This window comes from Marinobacter sp. F4216 (assembly GCF_019931195.1).
GTDB classification, from domain to species: domain Bacteria; phylum Pseudomonadota; class Gammaproteobacteria; order Pseudomonadales; family Oleiphilaceae; genus Marinobacter; species Marinobacter suaedae.
Genome location: NZ_JAIOUO010000003.1, coordinates 213203 through 231809 on the forward strand (window position 1 = coordinate 213203; position 18607 = coordinate 231809).

Annotated in this window: 17 protein-coding genes; 8 read left to right on the forward strand and 9 right to left on the reverse strand. The window is 56.9% G+C overall.

Going from position 1 to position 18607, the window contains the following annotated elements:
* Window positions 1-42 precede the first annotated feature (42 nt).
* The 6 genes from purE (at window position 43) to K8I84_RS06440 (ending at window position 7236) form a co-directional block, all read left to right on the forward strand.
* On the forward strand, window positions 43-534 hold the full coding sequence (purE, locus tag K8I84_RS06415; protein WP_223793912.1) for a 5-(carboxyamino)imidazole ribonucleotide mutase: 492 nt from the start codon (window positions 43-45) through the stop codon (window positions 532-534).
* 33 nt (window positions 535-567) lie between these two features.
* Window positions 568-1686: a 5-(carboxyamino)imidazole ribonucleotide synthase gene (locus K8I84_RS06420; RefSeq protein WP_223793913.1), complete on the forward strand. Its 1119-nt coding sequence runs from the start codon at window positions 568-570 to the stop codon at window positions 1684-1686.
* Window positions 1687-1755: 69 nt separating this feature from the next.
* Window positions 1756-2334 carry a superoxide dismutase [Fe] gene (sodB, locus tag K8I84_RS06425; protein ID WP_223793914.1) on the forward strand — a complete coding sequence of 193 codons (579 nt, stop codon included), beginning with the start codon at window positions 1756-1758 and terminating at the stop codon, window positions 2332-2334.
* A gap of 253 nt (window positions 2335-2587) precedes the next feature.
* Window positions 2588-4645, forward strand: coding sequence for a putative bifunctional diguanylate cyclase/phosphodiesterase (locus tag K8I84_RS06430; RefSeq protein ID WP_223793915.1), 2058 nt, complete (start codon window positions 2588-2590; stop codon window positions 4643-4645).
* Between the two features lie 24 nt (window positions 4646-4669).
* Window positions 4670-5257 carry a LemA family protein gene (locus K8I84_RS06435; RefSeq protein WP_223793916.1) on the forward strand — a complete coding sequence of 196 codons (588 nt, stop codon included), beginning with the start codon at window positions 4670-4672 and terminating at the stop codon, window positions 5255-5257.
* An 11-nt stretch (window positions 5258-5268) separates the two neighbouring features.
* The gene (locus K8I84_RS06440; RefSeq protein ID WP_223793917.1) at window positions 5269-7236 is read left to right on the forward strand and encodes a M48 family metallopeptidase; all 1968 of its coding nucleotides are present in this window, start codon (window positions 5269-5271) and stop codon (window positions 7234-7236) included.
* On the opposite strand, the gene gspD is transcribed toward K8I84_RS06440, so the two are convergent.
* From gspD to K8I84_RS06470, 6 genes are all read right to left on the reverse strand, one after another.
* Complete coding sequence (gene gspD / locus K8I84_RS06445) at window positions 7226-9184, reverse strand: type II secretion system secretin GspD (protein WP_223793918.1); 1959 nt, start codon at window positions 9182-9184, stop codon at window positions 7226-7228. The genes K8I84_RS06440 and gspD overlap by 11 nt on opposite strands.
* 32 nt (window positions 9185-9216) lie before the next feature.
* Complete coding sequence (locus K8I84_RS06450) at window positions 9217-10065, reverse strand: type II secretion system protein N (protein WP_263283007.1); 849 nt, start codon at window positions 10063-10065, stop codon at window positions 9217-9219.
* A gap of 3 nt (window positions 10066-10068) precedes the next feature.
* On the reverse strand, window positions 10069-10860 hold the full coding sequence (gspN, locus tag K8I84_RS06455) for a type II secretion system protein N (RefSeq protein WP_223793919.1): 792 nt from the start codon (window positions 10858-10860) through the stop codon (window positions 10069-10071).
* Window positions 10861-11026: 166 nt separating this feature from the next.
* On the reverse strand, window positions 11027-12679 hold the full coding sequence (groL, locus tag K8I84_RS06460; RefSeq protein ID WP_223793920.1) for a chaperonin GroEL: 1653 nt from the start codon (window positions 12677-12679) through the stop codon (window positions 11027-11029).
* Window positions 12680-12753: 74 nt separating this feature from the next.
* Window positions 12754-13041 carry a co-chaperone GroES gene (gene groES, locus K8I84_RS06465; protein ID WP_011785505.1) on the reverse strand — a complete coding sequence of 96 codons (288 nt, stop codon included), beginning with the start codon at window positions 13039-13041 and terminating at the stop codon, window positions 12754-12756.
* A 199-nt stretch (window positions 13042-13240) separates the two neighbouring features.
* Complete coding sequence (locus K8I84_RS06470) at window positions 13241-13789, reverse strand: FxsA family protein (RefSeq protein WP_223793921.1); 549 nt, start codon at window positions 13787-13789, stop codon at window positions 13241-13243.
* A gap of 125 nt (window positions 13790-13914) precedes the next feature.
* Between K8I84_RS06470 and K8I84_RS06475 the strand changes: the two genes are divergently transcribed.
* Window positions 13915-14676: an SDR family oxidoreductase gene (locus K8I84_RS06475; protein WP_223793922.1), complete on the forward strand. Its 762-nt coding sequence runs from the start codon at window positions 13915-13917 to the stop codon at window positions 14674-14676.
* Window positions 14677-14721: 45 nt separating this feature from the next.
* Here the strand turns inward: K8I84_RS06475 and K8I84_RS06480 are convergent, their stop codons facing one another.
* Genes K8I84_RS06480 through K8I84_RS06490 form a run of 3 tightly spaced genes read right to left on the reverse strand, consistent with a single transcriptional unit; the run spans window position 14722 to window position 16932 of the window.
* Window positions 14722-15027, reverse strand: coding sequence for an MGMT family protein (locus tag K8I84_RS06480; RefSeq protein ID WP_223793923.1), 306 nt, complete (start codon window positions 15025-15027; stop codon window positions 14722-14724).
* Between the two features lie 3 nt (window positions 15028-15030).
* Complete coding sequence (locus K8I84_RS06485; RefSeq protein ID WP_411722664.1) at window positions 15031-16431, reverse strand: AmpG family muropeptide MFS transporter; 1401 nt, start codon at window positions 16429-16431, stop codon at window positions 15031-15033.
* Between the two features lie 18 nt (window positions 16432-16449).
* Window positions 16450-16932 (reverse strand): YajQ family cyclic di-GMP-binding protein, encoded by a 483-nt coding sequence (locus K8I84_RS06490; RefSeq protein ID WP_223793924.1) that lies wholly within the window; start codon window positions 16930-16932, stop codon window positions 16450-16452.
* 152 nt (window positions 16933-17084) lie between these two features.
* Between K8I84_RS06490 and K8I84_RS06495 the strand changes: the two genes are divergently transcribed.
* Entirely contained in the window at window positions 17085-18056 is a 972-nt protein-coding gene (locus tag K8I84_RS06495; RefSeq protein ID WP_223793925.1) for a response regulator, read from the forward strand.
* Window positions 18057-18607 lie beyond the last annotated feature (551 nt).

The following is an 18607-nucleotide window of genomic DNA, read 5'->3' on the forward strand; positions in this document are numbered from 1 at the left end:
CCATACAATGGCCGGCTTTCAAATTATTGGGGACTGTCTTTTATGCAGCCGCTTGTAGGACTGATCATGGGGTCCAAATCCGACTGGCCCACCATGGAACACGCCGCGACCATGCTCGAGAAGCTGGGCGTTGCGTATGAAACGAAGGTTGTTTCGGCTCACCGAACGCCGGATTTGCTGTTTGACTACGCCAAGACTGCGTCATCCCGTGGCTTGAAAGTGATTATTGCCGGTGCTGGCGGCGCCGCTCACTTGCCGGGCATGGTAGCGTCCCAGACGGCACTGCCAGTGCTGGGTGTGCCCGTGCAGTCCAAGGCACTGAATGGACTCGATTCCCTGCTTTCGATCGCCCAGATGCCCGGCGGTGTGGCCGTTGGCACTCTGGCCATTGGCAAGGCGGGAGCAACCAATGCAGGCCTGTTGGCCGCCCAGATTATTGGCACGTTTGACGGGACGGTGCAGCAGGCTGTTGAGGATTTCCGCAACACCCAGACCCAGGCCGTACTCGACAACCCCGATCCCCGGGAAGACTGACCCTTCCAGCCCGAACAACGGCAGGAGAAAGACATGAGAATTGGTGTTCTTGGAGCTGGCCAGCTCGGACGCATGTTGGCGCTCGCCGGTTATCCGCTGGCTAAAACCTTTGTGTTCTACGACATGTCCGGAAACCCGAGCGCGGGCCTGGGCGAAGTTATCATCGATCGGGACGGCAGTTACCAGGATGATTTTCTGTCGCGCGTCGACCGGGTCACCTACGAATTTGAGCATCTGCCGGTGGAAGTCGCCGAGAAACTGGCCAAAGAAAAGCCGGTTCACCCCTGCCCCCGCGCCTTGCAGGTTTGCCAGAACCGGGAGCTTGAAAAGACACTGTTCGGGGAGCTGGGCATCCCAACGCCACAGTGGAAGATCGCAGACAGCGCCGAAAGCCTGAAAACAGCGGCCGAAGCCCTTGGCTGCCCGGTTGTGGCCAAATCCATCACCGAAGGCTACGACGGTAAGGGACAGGCGGTCCTGAAGAACCCGGAAGAAGCCGAAGCGGCGTGGGCCTCCATTGGTCATCCCCGACTGATCGTTGAGAAGTTTGTCGAGTTCAGCCGCGAAGTGTCCATTATTGCCGTTCGCTCAGAAGATGGAGACGTGGCTTTCTACCCTATGGCGGAAAACACCCACCATGAAGGCATACTGCGTTACTCCATAGCACCGACACCCGGTTTGAGCAGGGATGTTCAGGAAGAAGCCGAGCGCTACATCCGCGCCCTGCTCAATGAACTGAACTACGTTGGCGTACTGACCCTGGAACTGTTTGAGACCGCGAACGGCCTTGTTGCCAACGAGATGGCGCCTCGAGTTCACAACTCTGGCCACTGGACCATCGAAGGCGCCATGACCAGCCAGTTCGAAAACCACATCCGCGCGGTAAGCGGGCATCCACTGGGCAGCGTTGAAGCCCGTGGACTCAGCTGCATGATCAACATCATCGCCGAACACGGCGAGATCGACCGCATTCTCGAACTGCCGTACGCCCACGTTCACCTCTACAATAAGGGGGAACGACCGGGCCGGAAGCTGGGCCACGTCAACATTCTGGCCGACAGTTACGAGGAGCTCGTGTGGCGGGTTCGCAACTGTGCCCAGTTCCTGCCGGGCAGTCCCGAGTTTCAAAGTTCCTTAACCCCGAAGGGTTGATATAAGTCAATTCGCCCTTATAGTTGCGCAGTGAACATTCACTCAAAGAGAGACAGGGAGAACGACCTCATGGCATTTGAACTTCCCGCATTGCCGTACGAAAAGAACGCGCTGGAACCGCACATTTCCCAGGAAACCCTGGAGTACCATTACGGCAAGCACCACAACACGTACGTCACCAAGTTGAATGGTCTGGTTGACGGCACCGAGAACGCCAACAAGTCTCTTGAAGACATCATCAAGAGCGCCAGCGGCCCTCTGTTCAACAACGCTGCGCAGGTCTGGAACCACACATTCTACTGGCACTGCCTGAGTCCGAACGGCGGCGGTGAACCGACCGGCGCTGCGAAGGACGCGATCGAAAAAGCATTCGGCTCTTTCGAAGCGTTCCAGAAAGAGTTCAACGACAAGGCCGCCAACAACTTCGGTTCTGGCTGGACCTGGCTGGTCAAGAAAGCCGACGGAAGCGTAGCTATCGTTAACACCAGCAACGCCGAAACGCCGCTGACCGGTGAAGATAAGCCGGTATTGACCGTAGACGTTTGGGAGCACGCGTACTACATCGACTACCGCAACTCTCGCCCGAACTACCTGGAAGCGTTCTGGAAGCTGGTCAACTGGGATTTCGTGAACGAAAACCTGGCCTGATCGACTTCTCGCTCTGGCTTTGGCGGCCCACCGGCCGCCTGAAAAAACGCCCACCTCGTGTGGGCGTTTTTTGTATGCGAGCACAACGAAAACCAAACAATTTGATACACGCAATGGCTACATACTCTGAAAAAATCACTGATACTTAAAGCAGTTACGCGCGCTTAATAACGAAAAAGCCTGAATAAAGCACAACTGGTTCTATGCCAGGCAACGCCGGCCCGCGCGCCAAACCGATAACCGATGGCCCTGAATGAACAGCAAGCTCAATATTGAACAGCGCCTTGGCGATCGCATTCTCTGGTGGCTGCTGACCATCGCGCTGCTCTGTGGCTTTGTTATCAGTGCGGCCCAGGTTCTTGTCGATGCCAGGCGCGTCTCCAGCGATTTGGAGACGCAGGCCACGGAAACCATCGCGATGGTCGAGGATGCGGCAACCCAGGCCGTCTTTAATATCGATTCCGACCTTGCCGCGCGGGTGATCAAGGGGCTGTTCGCCGCCGACGCCGTCCACCTGGCGAGAATCTCTCACCCCGACGGCGAAACTCTGGCCAGCCATGATCGCCCATTGATGAAGGCACCCCACCGTGACCTGACAGACTGGATTTTCAAGGCCCAACGAACCTACCAGGCGCCCTTGACCCGTGACGCCTCCGACACTGTGTACGGGTACCTTGAGGTTCACTACGACACAGCGCCGGCGGCCAACACCTGGCTCAATCGATCCGTGTTTACCTTTGCCTCCGGCCTGGCGACGGCCGGCATCCTTGGCCTGGCCCTTTACTTTGTCTTTCATCTGCTTCTGGCCCGTCCAATGGAGAAAATTATCCGGGCCGTCAAAGCGGTAGACCCGGAGCACCCGGACGGCCGATTGATTAAGATCCCCAAGGGCCACCAGCGGGATGAGATCGGACTCTGGGTGAATGCCACCAACAATTTGCTGGTCGCCATCGGAGATAGCCAGGAGCGCCACCGGGAAGCAGAAGTTCGGGCCAACCGACTGTCGCAGTACGATCAACTGACCGGCCTGCCTCGCCGGGAAACCTTCATGGAAATCCTGCAAAAGGACATTGAGCAGGCAAGGTCAGATAATCAGGTACTGTCCCTGATGGTCTGCGGTATTGACGACTTCAAGTCCGTGAATGACCAGTGTGGCTTCCGGGTTGGCGACCTGATCCTGCAGAAACTCTCTGATCGCCTCTCCACCACTTTGGGGGGCAGTCGTTTTTCCCTTTCACGACTCGGCAGCGATCAATTCGCCATTCTGGAGAAGGGCATTCAGAACAGTTTCCAGGCGGCCGAGACTGCCGATCAGGTTCTGGCGTGTTTCAGCACGCCGATTACCGCGGAAAGCCAGACCATCAGCATGTCGGCGACCATCGGTGTGTCCATGTTCCCCTCCGACGCAGACGAAGCGGATCGCCTGCTGCAGAGCGCGGAGCAAACCATGACGCTTGCCAAACAGGGCGGCCGGAACCACCTGCAGTTCTACGTGGCCAGGATCGACCAGGAGATTCGCAACCGGAAACTGCTTGAGAAAGACCTGTCAGAGGCCCTCGCCAGGGGCGAATTCCACCTGGTTTACCAGCCCCAGATAGACCTGGAGACCCGACGCATCAGCGGAGCTGAAGCCCTGATACGCTGGAACCACCCATCCAGGGGTTTTGTCCCGCCCGACGATTTCATTCCAGTGGCGGAAGCCAACGGTGCAATTATCGAAATCGGCCAGTGGGTTCTGGAGCAGGCTTGCTGGCAGGCCGCACAGTGGGCCGCCAAAGGTATCGACATCCGGGTCGCCGTCAACCTGTCCGCCGTCCAACTACAACAGCCCGATATTGTTGAGGATATTCTGGAGACACTGGAGCGCCATAGTGTCCCGGCCGGACGACTGGAGCTGGAAGTGACCGAAACCAGTTTCATGACCAACATGGCGGATGCAGTGGACAAGCTGGAGCAACTGAATCAAGCTGGCATCAGTATTGCCGTGGATGACTTCGGCACAGGCTATTCCTCGCTGACCTACCTGAAGAAGATGCCCGTCCAGCACCTGAAAATCGACAAGCAGTTCATTCGTGATCTGCTGTTGAACGATGATGACACCCGCATCGCCAATACAATCGTTGATCTCGGCCGAAGCCTGAATATGTCGGTGGTGGCTGAGGGCGTGGAAACCGCTGAACAGGAATATTACCTGAGCCAACGGGGTTGCCGCCTGGCACAGGGCTATCACTTCAGTAGACCAATACCAGCCCGTGAATTTGAGACTTTCGTCCATCGTTTTCACGGGCAATTTGCCGAAAATAACGTCTGACCCTCTCACCATACAGGAGCTGCAATGGGTACTACCTTGATCGGCCTTATTGTTATTGCCGCCGTCGTGTTCTACCTGGTTTTCATCTACAACCGACTGGTTGCCTTGAGAAACCAGTTCAAGAACGGCTTTGCCCAGATTGATGTGCAACTGCAGCGCCGACACGACCTGATCCCCAACCTGGTGGAAGCCGCCAAGGCCTACCTCAGCCACGAGAAATCCACACTGACACAGGTTATGGAAGCCCGCCATAATGCCGTCAGCGCCCAGCAGGACGCGGCAAAAGACCCGAGCGACAGCACCAGGATCCAGCGTCTCGGCAGCGCCGAAAACCTGCTCACCAAAGCGCTGGCTAATTTCTACGCGGTTGCGGAGAACTACCCTGAACTCAAAGCCAACGAAACCATCCAGCAGTTGATGGAAGAGCTTTCCAGCACCGAGAACCGGGTCGCTTTTGCCCGCCAGGCCTACAACGATGGCGTAATGACCTACAACACCTTCCGCGAACAGTTCCCCAACAACATCCTTGCTGGCATGTTTGCGTTCAAGGAAACCGCCCAGCTCGAACTGGAGTCCCCAGAGGCTCGCCAGGCTCCGAAAGTCTCTTTCTAAGGCGCTGATTTATGGCGCATCAGGGATTTTTTCAGCGCCAGGCCAAGGCCCGGCGCAATACCGGCCTTTTGGTGATTCTCTTTCTGACGGCCGTCGTTCTGATCACGCTGGCCGTCTGCCTGGTCGGTTACTTTGTAACTCGCAGCGAATCCAGCCACCTCGCCTTCCATGACTGGCTGCTATCGAATCACGGCCTGATGACCAGTGCCGTTGTCGTGGGCCTGATTGGTATTGGATCGCTGGTCCGATGGATTGATCTTGCCGGCGGAGGCACGCGCGTCGCCAGAATGGTGGGAGCCCGTCTCATCGACCCGGATACCCGTGACAGCGACGAGCGCCGACTCCGCAATATCGTAGAGGAAATGGCCATTGCCAGCGGCGTACCGGTGCCAGAGCTCTACGTGATGGATCGGGAGACAGGCATCAACGCCTTTGTGGCCGGCTACGCCCCCGGCGAAGCGGTGATGGTGGTTACCCATGGAGCCATTACCCAGTTGAGCCGGGATGAACTTCAGGGGGTCATCGGGCACGAGTTCAGCCACATCCTCAATGGCGACATGAGAATCAACGTCCGGCTGATTGCCTTGCTAGCCGGCATACTGATGATTGGCCAGATTGGCGGATTCCTTATTCGTTCCTCTTTCTACAGCAGCCATCGCTCATACCGTTCGTCCAGAGATGGCCGGGGCCAAATGGCGATGGGCGCGATCGGCCTGGCTTTGATGATCATTGGCTATGTCGGGGTTTTCTTTGGCCGCCTGATTCAATCTGCCGTATCCCGACAAAGGGAGATGCTCGCCGATGCCTCATCCGTTCAGTTCACACGAAATCCAGACGGAATTGGGGGAGCCCTTTACAAAATAGGACTCAAAGGCGGCTATCTGGATACCACCAGTCACGCGAGCGACATGAATCACATGTGCTTCGGCGAGAGTGCACGAATGAAGTTTTCGTCACTGCTGGCTTCACACCCGCCCATTGAAGAACGCATCAACGCCATCCAGCCTGGCCTCATGGCCCGGTTACGCAGCCGGTTCAGGGACAGTCGCGCGGGCGAGGATCTACGCAGCGCGGGTACTACTCCCACCCCGCCCCAGGCGGCGGGCTTTGCCGACTCGGGCCCGATCCCCTATCGGACAACGAGTGCCACCGAAACTGAAAGCGCCCAAAACGAAAAGCGGCTCTCTGACCGGGTCGGTACCGTTAACCCTCAGGGCGAGGCCTTCGCCATTCGCTTCCTGGACCGACTGCCGGAGAGCTTTCGGGACCAGCTTTACACCCGAACGGGGGCCGTTCAGCTCTGCTATGCACTGCTGGTTTGTGAGCTGACGGAGAAACAGCAAAAGACACGCCTCGAGCTGATTCCGGAGCACCCGGTCCTGGGGGCTCAGCCTGAGGTACAAATGCTGCTGATTCCAACGATTCGGGCTGCCGGCCACGGAATTGGCTTTCCTGCCCTGGAACTGGCGATGCCAGCCTTGCGCAAGCTGGATCCGGACGAGCGCAAGATATTGCGGGCAAACGTTCAGAAGTTGGTGGCCGCCGACAAAAAACTGTCGTTGTTCGAGCTGGCCATGACCAGCTTTCTGTGGCGCCACCTGAGCGACGGGGCAAGCCGGGAAGTCCGGGTTCGATATCGAAACTACCGCCAGGTAGGGCCGGCCATTCAGAGACTGCTGAGCCTTCTGGCACGGGCCGGCACCAACAACAGCAACGATGCCGAGGCACTCTTCACGCGGGTCATGAGTGGCTTTTCAGCCAACCCCGATGAGCACTTGATTCTTGAGAAGGTGGGCATGCGGCAACTGCGGGAGGCATTGATGATGTTAAACGGGCTCTCTCCCCTTTTGAAGCCGGCAATCATTGACGCCTGCGGCGATTGCATCACCCATGACGGGAAAGTCGATCCCAGAGAATACGAGCTGATGCGACTCATTGCCGACCAGCTCGACTGCCCGATGCCTCCGCTTACTCGCTGATCTCCCGGAGACGTTGCCGACGACGTCCGTCGAACAGGACATCCACTTCCGGGTTGATTTCTGCTTTGGGCAGTTTGAGCTGCTCACGCATGTCCAGATTGATATCCCAGAGTTCGTTGAACTTGTCGTCGGTAACAGCCACGGCTTCCAGCTTACCCAGCATGATGGTCGGGCGCAGGAAGACGAGCAGGTTACGCTTGGTACGTCGTTCCGATTCAGAGGAGAACAGACGACCAAGGAACGGAATGTCACCCAGCAGGGGCACCTTGCTCTTGATCACCTGGAAGTCGTCGCGGATCAAGCCACCCAGGACAATGGTTTCGCCGTCGTCGGCCAACACCGTGGTTTTGATTTCACGTTTGTTAGTGACGATGTCAGAGGCGTTCTCAACACTGTCTGCCACGTTTTCCGTGGACTGCTCGACCACCAGTTTCACCAGGCCATCGGCACTGATGGTCGGTGTTACCTTGAGAGTCAGACCAATATCCCGACGCTCAATGGTGGTGAAAGGATTGGTGGTTCCATCACCAGATACCGTGGACTCCCCGGTCCGGAACGGAACGTTCTGACCCACAATGATCTCAGATTCCTGGTTATCGAGGGTGATGATACTCGGCGTGGACAACAGGTTCGCCGCTGCCGATGTGGACAAGGCTTGCAGGAGCACGCCCCAGGTGAGACCGCCCTTGTCCTCTTCGCCAATACCGATGGTGATACCACCCGCGGCAGGAGCGATGGGCGTTTCTGCTACGATGGCACCAATCACTTCGCTCAGGCTTCGGCCGACGTTATCGAAGCTGGTTGCGGCAAGCGGCGTCGAACCGCCAGAGCGGTCACCCACGGCCGCCTGGACCCCAAGATCCTGACCAACCTCGTCACTGATCTCCACGATGGCCGCTTCAATCATCACCTGCGCACGGCGCACATCCAGACTGGCGACAATCTGTTCGGCTTCCTGCATCAAGGAAGGCTCACCGCGAACAACCAGTGCGTTCAACCCCTCGTCGGCGAACACCGCGAAGTTGGCACTTGGCTTGGCGGCGCCCGCTTTACCGCCGGACTCTTCCTCAACGACCTGCCCCATTACACCCTTGAGGATTTCGGTCATGGTCTTCGCATCAGCATGCTTCAGACGAATCACCTTGGTTGTGCCGCCGGTGGCAGACGGCTGATCAAGCTGGCGAATCAGGCCTCGCATCTTGTCCCGGAAGGTTTGATCGCCACGCAGAATTAACCGGTTGCTACGCTCGTCGGCGGTGACACTGTACTTGCGTGAGGCATTTTCGCCACCACCTTTGCCGAGTTCTTCCGGCGCCAGCTCCTGCAGCAGGACAACCATGTCGCCTACCCAGGCCTCATCCAGCTGAATGACTTCCACCTCGTATTTTGACGGACTGTCCAGTTCCCGGACGATCTGTTCAATCCGGCCGATGTTGGATGCGTGATCACTGACAATCAGCGCGTTTGCAGCTGCGACGCCGGCCAGGTGACCGTACTTCGCCACCAGTGGGCGCAAGATGGGCACCAGTTCGAGCGCATTGGCGTTATCAATCTGGATAACCCGGGTAATCAGTTGCTCGGACGGCGTCGCGTCGAACCGGGTCAGAGATTCGGCAGATTGCTTGGCATCCACCTGTTGGACAACCTTGATCACCTCTTCGCCCGGAATGGCGGTGAAACCGTGCACGTTCAAAACAGCGAGGAACAGGTCGTAGATTTCGCTCTTGTTCATCGGCGCGCTGGAAAGAACGGTGACCTTCCCTTTGACGCGAGGATCAACCACAAAGCTGTAGCCGGTAATGTCGGCTATCTGAGTCACAAAGGCCCGGATGTCGGCCTCTTTGAGATTCAGCCGCCAGGTTTCTTCCTGTGCATGAGCCAGGGACATCAGCGGCAGGAGGATGAGAAAGGCTACAGCCCGCAACAAGTTGGTTTTATGATTATGCATGTGGCGAATTCGTCCTGTATCTAGTAACCCGATCAGCGCCATTGCTCGGGTATTGCAAAACTAATGGTTAGAAAAGAACCGTCACGTTCGATTTCAATGTCGAGCTGAGCCTGGTCCCGCCAGCTGTCAAACAACGACTTATCCTGTTCAATATCGCCAAGGATTTGCCCATTGATTGATGTGATGACATCACCAGCCTGTAAGTTCACTGCATTCAGCATGGCGTTGGAACCGTCATAGACATAGCCGGATTGACCGCTGTCGCCCGCAGGACGCAGTCCGTAGGCGTTGAGTGCGGCTGCACCCTCGGTGTCTAGCTGGGCGCGAGCCTGATCCAAAAAGGCGTCGGGCGAGGATTGTGCCGGCTGCTCCGGGGTTTGTGCAACCAGTGTCTCGGAACCATCTTCAAAGGTCAGCGACTCGTATCGCCCACCTCGTCGAATCAGTATACGGCCCGCTTCAACCTCGGCCAGTTCGACGTTTCCCGGTAGCATATCCCCAACGCGATAATGCCCGGTTTCCCCGTTGCTTCCTGCAACTATAGCACCGGAGTCTTCCGGACGCTGACCCAACAACACCCCCTCCAGTCGCAACCGGAGCTGCGTTTCAGGCGCCGAACGTTTGACTACCTCGGAGACACCCTGCTGTTGTTCCGGGCGGCCAAAAAATTCGAAACTGGCCATGGGTGCTGACAGCGCGGATCCACCACCGTTGTTACCACCGTCAAGAGCCGTCGGTGTAGAAGGTACAGGGCGCTCATCCCAGATTAACAGCCAGGTGACTTTGGCCAACGCTAGCGCCAGATAGATGGCCAGCCCCACGAGCAAAACGTTGGCCAGCGCCCTGGATAAACGGGTTTGTGCTCTGAGACTCATCGCCATAATTTAGCGAGCCCCCGGCAGCAAGGGCTGCCTGACGCGGAAAATAACATCGTCCGGACTGGCGGTATCCGGCCACGGTTGCTGGGCCAGATCCACCATGCGTTTGTAGACCCGCACTTCGAGCATTCCGTTCCAAAGAACATTCGCCTCTGCCGCTGGCCCACTGCCGTCCTGCTCTTCAACAATCAGTTCGATTCCGCCCTGGGTCGTATCCAGTTCAGCCTGCATCGGTGGGAACCTGGCCTGGCCGGTCTGGTTACCCATGGGCCAGCTTACCTGGCCTCCGGGCCAGCGCCCGATACCGTCAGCTCTCTGAATCCGGTTGTCGGCCCACAACACATTCAGACGGTCGATCGTCACGTTGCCTTCAATCATTGCTCCGCCGCTGCGGCGAATCAGATCCTCAAACTCACTCACCACGACCCGGCCACGGGCATCCAACTCGGCAGAAGCGGGCCAGCCAATCGTAACATTACCTTCCAGCAAAGATTGTGATGAAGCAACGGAAATATCGACGGGCATACTCAGATCGGTGAGCGACGGCAGCCCCAATTCCCACGACACACGAAGAGGAAAACCGGCCACATCCAATCCCGCGGCACCATCCCAGATCTGGCCGGACACCTGACGAACATTGACCTGCTGCGGCAGCTGAATCTGATTCGACACCTGACTCCACACCCAACCAGCAGGTACCCAGACCAGTAACGCGCCCAGATAGACAACGGCAGCAAGAAGGACCAGCAGCAGGACCTTACCGAACCGGAAAAAACGCTTGGGTGGGGCTTCGTTCATTCAACAACACGCACACAATAGACAGGCCATCGAGTCTATCAAAGGGGCGTTTCAAGTTCATGAGAAAAAACAAAAACCCTGCGCCAGTACCAACCAGCGCAGGGTTTTTTCAGGGTCCGGCGAACCACACACTCAGGTCATGAGGCGTGGTCGGGATCAGGACGGCTTACATCATGCCGCCCATGCCTCCCATTCCGCCCATGCCGCCCATGTCCGGCATTGCAGCGCCACCTTTATCTTCCTCAGGCTCATCAGCAACCATCGCTTCGGTGGTGATGATCAGGGAAGCCACGGAAGCCGCTGCCTGCAGAGCAGAACGAGTCACCTTGGCAGGATCCAGGATACCCATTTCCAGCATGTCGCCGTACTGCTCGGTGGCGGCGTTGAAACCGAAGGCGCCTTCGCCTTCGCGTACCTTGGCCACAACAACAGAAGACTCACCGCCCGCGTTGTAAACGATCTGACGCAGCGGCGCTTCCATGGCGCGACGCAGGATGTTCACGCCCGCTTTCTGCTCTTCGTTGATGGCATCAACGGCGTCCAGAGCGGCGATTGCACGGATCAGGGTGACACCACCACCGGCTACGATACCTTCTTCAACCGCAGCGCGAGTAGAGTGCAGGGCGTCTTCAACGCGTGCCTTCTTCTCTTTCATCTCTACTTCGGAGCCAGCGCCAACCTTGATTACGGCAACACCGCCGGCCAGCTTGGCTACACGCTCCTGCAGCTTCTCCTTGTCGTAATCGGAGGAGCTTTCTTCGATCTGCTTGCGGATCTGCTCAACGCGCGCTTCGATATCAGCCTGGGCGCCAACACCATCGATGATGGTGGTGTTTTCCTTGGTGATGTTGATGCGCTTGGCGTTACCCAGATCGTCCAGAGTAGCACTTTCCAGAGACAGACCAACTTCTTCAGAGATCACGGTACCGCCGGTCAGGATCGCGATGTCCTGCAGCATTTCCTTACGACGATCACCGAAGCCAGGCGCCTTAACCGCAGCAACCTTCACGATGCCACGCATGTTGTTGACAACCAGAGTTGCCAGCGCTTCGCCTTCGATGTCTTCAGCGATGATCATCAGCGGCTTGCCAGCCTTGGCGACGGATTCCAGAACCGGCAGCAGCTCGCGGATGTTGGAGATCTTCTTGTCGACCAGCAGGATGTACGGCTCGTCCAGCTCGGCAGACATGTTGTCCTGGTTGTTGATGAAGTACGGGCTCAGGTAGCCGCGGTCGAACTGCATACCTTCAACCACGTCCAGCTCGTCTTCCAGGCCACGGCCTTCCTCAACGGTGATAACACCTTCTTTACCTACACGCTCCATGGCGTCGGCGATGATCTTACCGATGGTTTCGTCACCGTTGGCGGAAATGGTGCCAACCTGGGCGATGTTGCGGTTGTCGTCGCACGGCTTGGCCATGTCACGGATCGCCTTAACGGCTTCGGTGGTGGCCTTGTCGATGCCGCGCTTCAGGTCCATCGGGTTCATGCCGGCAGTCACGGCCTTGATACCCTCGTTGACGATGGACTGAGCCAGAACGGTTGCAGTGGTGGTGCCGTCACCCGCGGTGTCGTTAGCCTGGGAGGCAACTTCTTTCACCATCTGGGCGCCCATGTTCTCGAACTTGTCTTTCAGTTCGATTTCCTTGGCCACGGAAACACCGTCTTTGGTGACGTTCGGCGCACCAAAGGATTTTTCCAGAACTACGTTCCGGCCTTTCGGGCCCAGAGTAACCTTAACCGCGTCCGCCAGTACGTTGACACCTGCGACCATGCGTTTACGGGCGCTATCACCAAATTTAACGTCTTTTGCTGCCATGTTTACTATTCCTGTTCTTTAAACCGAGATTGAATCAAACGGATCAATAGAGTCTCTTGCGAATCGCGGCGCGATTACTCGAGCACGCCGTAGATGTCGTTCTCGCTCATGATGAGCAGCTCTTCGCCGTCAACCTTGACGGTGTTACCGGCATACTGGCCGAACACAACGGTGTCACCCACCTTGACCGCCAGCGCACGGGTTTCACCGTTATCCAGAATGCGACCGTTACCCACTGCGATCACTTCGCCCTGGGACGGCTTTTCCTTGGCATTTCCCGGAAGAACGATTCCACCAGCTGTTTTCTCTTCTTCTTCCTTTCGGCGTACGACGACACGATCGTGTAGCGGACGAATTTTCATTGCTCGTTGTCTCCAATAGTCAGATTAATGTGGCAATGACATTTGCTGTTTAAAAGGTCAGACCTGCAACGCAGGGTCCGGCCAAAATGCCCGGCCGGCTAAGCCACTGTGTTTTCAATGGTTATCGGCCTGAAGCTAACTTGTGCATCTTATGTGGGGTTGGCCCGAAGCTTTTCAACACCCGCCGGAAAAATTTTTCTCATTTTTTTTCGATGCGATCACGATCCGCCTCGGTGCTGTCACTGTACTCACCTTCGATGATGTCCCCGTCCTCATCGAAACGGCTTTTCCGATCGAACGGGCTCTGGCGACCAAACGGCCCGCCCTGCTCACCAAATGGGTCCCGCTCGAAGGGTCCCGGTCCGGACCGGAATTCGAAGTGGCTGCGCTGGCCGGAAATCACCATGCGCTTGAGCGCTTGAGCAGCAAACCAATGACGGGTGACAGGGATCAGGCACAGGAATCCGATGGTGTCGGTAATAAAGCCCGGTGTCAGAAGCAAAGCCCCACCAACGGCCAGAATCAGCCCTTCGGCTACTTCCCGGGCAGGCAACTCACCGCTATTGAGACGCTGGTTGGCACGAAGCAGCGTCGCCAAGCCCTGCTGCCTGAGCAACCAGGCACCGATGACGGCAGTCAGAAGGACGAGACCGACCGTATTAAGAACACCGATAACACCGCCTACCTTGATCAGAACCGCCATCTCGGCGATCGGCATGACGATGAATAAAAGGAGGAAAATAGACATGAGATACCTGCATTCAGGCTGTGGGGTTTGCGGCGTCTGATATACTTGGCAGCCTTTTTATCTGTAAGGCAGCCTCCCCTTGGCTCGCCGCGCGATCAACTTACTATCCTACGTTAGGGCGAAACATGAAACTTCAAGATTCGGTCATCGCGATCACCGGTGGCGGCCAGGGCCTGGGACGATCGATGGCAACCTACCTGGCGGGGCAAGGCGCCAGACTGGCTCTTATCGATCTCGTACCGGAAAAGCTCGAACAGACAGTCACCGCCTGCAAACAAGCCGGTGGCGATGCCCGGGCCTACGTATGCAACGTTGCCCGGGAAAAGGACGTGGAGGAAACCTTTGCGGCCATCAACCGAGATTTCGGCCAGATCGACGGCCTGGTCAACAATGCCGGAATACTTCGCGATGGGCTGATGGTAAAAGCGAAGGACGGGGATATCATCAAACGCATGAGCCTCGCCGAATGGCAGGCAGTGATCGACGTCAATCTGACCGGAGTTTTCCTGTGCGGGCGCGAGGCAGCCACCCACATGATTCGAAACGGCAGCGGAGGCGTTATCATCAACATCTCCTCCATCTCCAGAGCCGGTAATATGGGGCAAAGCAATTACTCATCGGCCAAGGCTGGCGTCGCCGCGCTGGTACCCGTGTGGGCGAAGGAACTTGCCCGGCACAATATCCGGGTGATGGGTATTGCACCAGGCTTTATCGAAACCGAGATGACCACCTCCATGAAACCCGAAGCTCTGGAACGGATGACATCGGGCATTCCGCTCAAACGGATGGGGCAGCCACACGAGATTGCGACCACCGTGGATTTCATCTTTGAAAACGATTACCTGACGGGGCGCATGATTGAAGTGGATGGGGGTTTGCGAGTTTAAGACCGGAGATTACGGGGTAAGTGAACGCTTGCCCCTGAGAAAAAACTAAGACCACTGAAACCGGCCCATGGCTACCCTGCCCCGGACAACCTCCACACCTTCCCGCTCAAGCAACGAGACCTGTTCCCGAAACTTGTCGGAACCTTCGGGAAACGCGATCTGCCCATTACTCCGGATCACCCGATGCCAGGGCACGGCGTGACCAGCTGGCAGCTTACCCAGGGCCCGACCAATGTAACGAGCCTGCCGCCCGAGACCGGCCATGCTTGCCACCTGACCATAGCTGGCAACCTTGCCCTCTGGAATGGCCATGACCACCTGCCAGATTGCCTGATCTTTTCCGGCTTCCAAAGCTCACCCCGCTCGGGCTGGTTCGGGTTCGACCTCGGATTTTCTCGGCGCCAGCGAATCGAGGCGGCCCCCTTTTCGAATCATGTACATGGACAGCAGAATAGCTGGAATCCCCATGACGCCCGCCAGCAGGAAGAACTCTGCATAGCCGTAATCCGCGACCACAATGCCAGAGAAGCCCCCAAGGAATTTTCCAGGCAACGTCATCAATGAACTGAACAAGGCGTACTGGGTAGCGGTGAACGAGGCGCTGGTCATACTCGACAGCCAGGCAATTAATGCCACGTTCGCAATTCCCCCGCTGAGATTATCAGCGCTTACGACGGCAGCCAGGGTCATGATATTTGGCGGGTACTGAGCCAGCACAACAAACAGCAGGTTGGTAGCCGCCGTCATCACCGCACCCACGAGCAGGATCTTTCGCACGCCGTAGCGAATCACCAGAACGCCACCCATAAAGGAGCCGGCGATGGTCATAAAAAAGCCAAAGACCTTGGTCACGTCCGCCACTTGGGTTTTCGAAAAGCCCATAAAATTCAGGTAAAAAGGATTCGCCATGACCCCCATGGCGATGTCGGAAATTCGATAGACCGCCACCGTAACCAGAATCAGAATGGCCAGATCCCGGTAACGACCAAAAAAGTCCTGAAAAGGGCCCGCTACCGCCGCGTAGAACCAACCGGCCGCCCGTGCCAGCCGTGGATTCATATGGGTACGCTTGGCGGCTTCCTGCTCGATTTTGTGAGCGATATCCTGGGCGGCGGCAAAATGATTCAGCCGGGGTTCCCTGACCACCAGCACAGTCAGCATGCCGACACCCACCAGCAGCGCCATCACTTCATACGACACCTGCCACGACCAGAATTCGGCAATATAAAAGGCTCCCGCCCCCGCGACCAGCAGCGCTAACCGGTAACCGAAGATATACGTCGCTGCCAACGCGGCCTGCAAACGCTCTTCGGCAATTTCAATTCGGTAAGCATCAATAGCCACGTCCTGCGTGGCGGAAGAGAACGCAACCAGAAATCCGAACAAGGCCATCGTTTCCGGCGCAACGGTGGCGTCGACGTTCGCCATCAGGTATAGGCCGGTCGCAATCCCCGCCTGGGCCAGCAACATCCAGCTTCGACGCTTGCCCAGCAACCGGTCCAGAATGGGCAGGCGAACCCGGTCAATCACCGGGGCCCAGAACACCTTGATGGAATAGGTAATGCCCAACCAGCTGAAGAAGCCGATGGTAGCAGTCTCTACTCCCACATCCGCCAGCCGTGCGTTAAGGGTGGAAAACACCAGCAGGAATGGCAGGCCAGCGGAAAATCCGAGGAACAGGAGCGCAATGACCTGCCAACGGGTGTAGGTGTAGAGCGTATCCCGAATCAGGGCACGGCGGTCGCTGGAAAAAATGGCCTGGCCTCCAGAAAATCAGTCGCGGAAGTTGTTGAACTGAAGAGGAATGTCCAGATCCGACTCTTTCAGCAAAGCGATAGCCGTCTGCAGGTCATCACGCTTCTTGCCAGTGACCCGAACCTTATCGCCCTGGATACTGGACTGAACCTTGAGCTTGGCATCCTTGATCATCTTCACGATCTTCTTTGCCATATCCGTCTCAATACCCTGCTTGAGGCTGAAGTGCTTCTTGACCAGCTTTCCAGACTTGCTCCCGTCACCTTCAGAGAGCGCGCGACTGTCAATGTTTCGTTTGGCAAACGCCATCCTGACCATCTCTTCCAATTGCTCCAACTGGAAATCCTGCTCGGCACTCAGGGTTACACCCTGGTCGTCTTTCTCGATGTCAGCTTCCACATTTTTAAAGTCCCAGCGGTTACCAAGCTCACGTTTTGCCTGATCAACCGCGTTGGTGACTTCGTGCAGGTCAATTTCTGAAACAATGTCAAAAGAAGGCATGGTCGTTATTCTCCATTTGCCGCTATCGGTATACTATCGCAATAAAATTAGGCGGATGTGCAGGGTTGCCAAGCATAGCAAGAGCCACGCCGGACCGCATCCGGCGAACCGCACCTTCGGTCCGACCACACACCGATAAAAAGTAGATCACAATGCCAAACCTGGATTTACCCATCCTTGTCGTAGACGACGCGAAATTCAGCAGCATGGTAGTCGGGCGAACCCTCCGCAACGCCGGCTATCGAGATGTCCGCATCGCCAACAACGCTCCAGCCGCATTGGAACTGATCGAACAGCGCCCTGTGAGCGTGTTGATTGCGGACTGGCTGATGCCTGAAATGGATGGACTTGAGCTCACTGACTCCGTTCGCCAGCTGGACGAGCAAACCAACCACTACACCTACGTTATTCTGCTCACTGCCAGGGAAAGCAACGAAGCCCTGTCAGAAGCCTTCGATCGCGGTGTGGATGATTTTATCTACAAGTCGGACATGACCAAACAACTGATTCCGAGAATTTTTGCAGCGGATCGCATGGCCGACCGGCAGAACACGCTACTGAAGGCCAACTCCCTGCTTATCGAAAACAACCGGGAACTGGAAGCCAGCAACATCATTGATCTGGAAACCGGCCTGTGCAACAGCAAATACGGACGTGAGCGGCTGGGCAAACTGCTGCGCCACGCCGAGGCCCGGGGTGGTTCGTGTGCCTATGTCCTGTGTGGCATTCGCAACTGGCAGGAACTCAAACGCAAGCATTCCCCTACCGTCATGAGCGAACTGGCCATCGGCATCGCCCGGCGGCTGAAATCCCTGATCCGACCCATCGATGCGCTGTGCCGGGTTGGCGACAACCAGTTCGCCATCGTCGCTTACTTCCCCAACAGCGACCACTGCACCACCACCGCGTTCCGGCGGATCTTCGACGGCATCAACCACAAAGCATTGAAGACCACGGCAGGCTATATCTCCGTGGAGGCGGGCATGGTGTTATGCCGTGCTGACGCGGAAAAAGGCACGCCACTGGTTCAGGCCATGGAACGATCAGCTGTGGAAGGTTTGATGGAGGCGTACGAGACAAGACGGTTTACGGAAACATCCCCGGACGTGGGCGCCGAGGCGTAACAATTGAGCAAATTTCAGCCAACATTGCGTAACACAGGGATACGCTTCACACACAGACACCCGAGCCGGAAGCCACTAATCTAGCACTCGTGGATTCAAGCAGTATCCCAATAGCGGAGGAGCCGAGTAGTAACTTCGCTGCAGTATGGGCAAGCTGTGAACCCATGACGAAGGATCTGTGTAGTACCTTCGCGCAGTATGGGTTAGCAATCCCCCATGGCGGAGGAGCCGTGTAGTACCTCCGCCGCCATATGGGGTTGCCAGGCTCAGACTTGAATCACCACAGTCAGAACGCCCTCAACCAGCAGCTTTGCTGGTTTTGTTGTTTCTGGGGCCCTGTTTTTCTCACCGCCCCCGCCCTGCCAGACGCCAAAACTTTGTCAGACACTCCTACTTCGCTCCGGTGCGATAACACATCTCGTAACACCGTGACACCGTTCACACACAGACAGCCAAATGCACACCACCTAAGGTGTGAATGTGGATTCAAGCAGTATCCCCATGGCGGAGGAGCCGTGTAGTACTTCTGCCGAAAAATGGGATGCGCTTCC

What these genes read in the sequence shown, in the direction of transcription:
- K8I84_RS06440 (WP_223793917.1), top strand. Translation starts at nt 5,269, where the DNA reads ATGGCGCATCAGGGATTTTTTCAGCGCCAGGCCAAGGCCCGGCGCAAT.
- K8I84_RS06495 (WP_223793925.1), top strand. Translation starts at nt 17,085, where the DNA reads ATGCCAAACCTGGATTTACCCATCCTTGTCGTAGACGACGCGAAATTC.
- gspN (WP_223793919.1), bottom strand. Translation starts at nt 10,860, where the DNA reads ATGAACGAAGCCCCACCCAAGCGTTTTTTCCGGTTCGGTAAGGTCCTG.
- gspD (WP_223793918.1), bottom strand. Translation starts at nt 9,184, where the DNA reads ATGCATAATCATAAAACCAACTTGTTGCGGGCTGTAGCCTTTCTCATC.
- groL (WP_223793920.1), bottom strand. Translation starts at nt 12,679, where the DNA reads ATGGCAGCAAAAGACGTTAAATTTGGTGATAGCGCCCGTAAACGCATG.
- K8I84_RS06470 (WP_223793921.1), bottom strand. Translation starts at nt 13,789, where the DNA reads ATGTCTATTTTCCTCCTTTTATTCATCGTCATGCCGATCGCCGAGATG.
- sodB (WP_223793914.1), top strand. Translation starts at nt 1,756, where the DNA reads ATGGCATTTGAACTTCCCGCATTGCCGTACGAAAAGAACGCGCTGGAA.
- K8I84_RS06475 (WP_223793922.1), top strand. Translation starts at nt 13,915, where the DNA reads ATGAAACTTCAAGATTCGGTCATCGCGATCACCGGTGGCGGCCAGGGC.
- groES (WP_011785505.1), bottom strand. Translation starts at nt 13,041, where the DNA reads ATGAAAATTCGTCCGCTACACGATCGTGTCGTCGTACGCCGAAAGGAA.
- K8I84_RS06450 (WP_263283007.1), bottom strand. Translation starts at nt 10,065, where the DNA reads ATGGCGATGAGTCTCAGAGCACAAACCCGTTTATCCAGGGCGCTGGCC.
- purE (WP_223793912.1), top strand. Translation starts at nt 43, where the DNA reads ATGCAGCCGCTTGTAGGACTGATCATGGGGTCCAAATCCGACTGGCCC.
- K8I84_RS06420 (WP_223793913.1), top strand. Translation starts at nt 568, where the DNA reads ATGAGAATTGGTGTTCTTGGAGCTGGCCAGCTCGGACGCATGTTGGCG.
- K8I84_RS06435 (WP_223793916.1), top strand. Translation starts at nt 4,670, where the DNA reads ATGGGTACTACCTTGATCGGCCTTATTGTTATTGCCGCCGTCGTGTTC.
- K8I84_RS06430 (WP_223793915.1), top strand. Translation starts at nt 2,588, where the DNA reads ATGAACAGCAAGCTCAATATTGAACAGCGCCTTGGCGATCGCATTCTC.
- K8I84_RS06490 (WP_223793924.1), bottom strand. Translation starts at nt 16,932, where the DNA reads ATGCCTTCTTTTGACATTGTTTCAGAAATTGACCTGCACGAAGTCACC.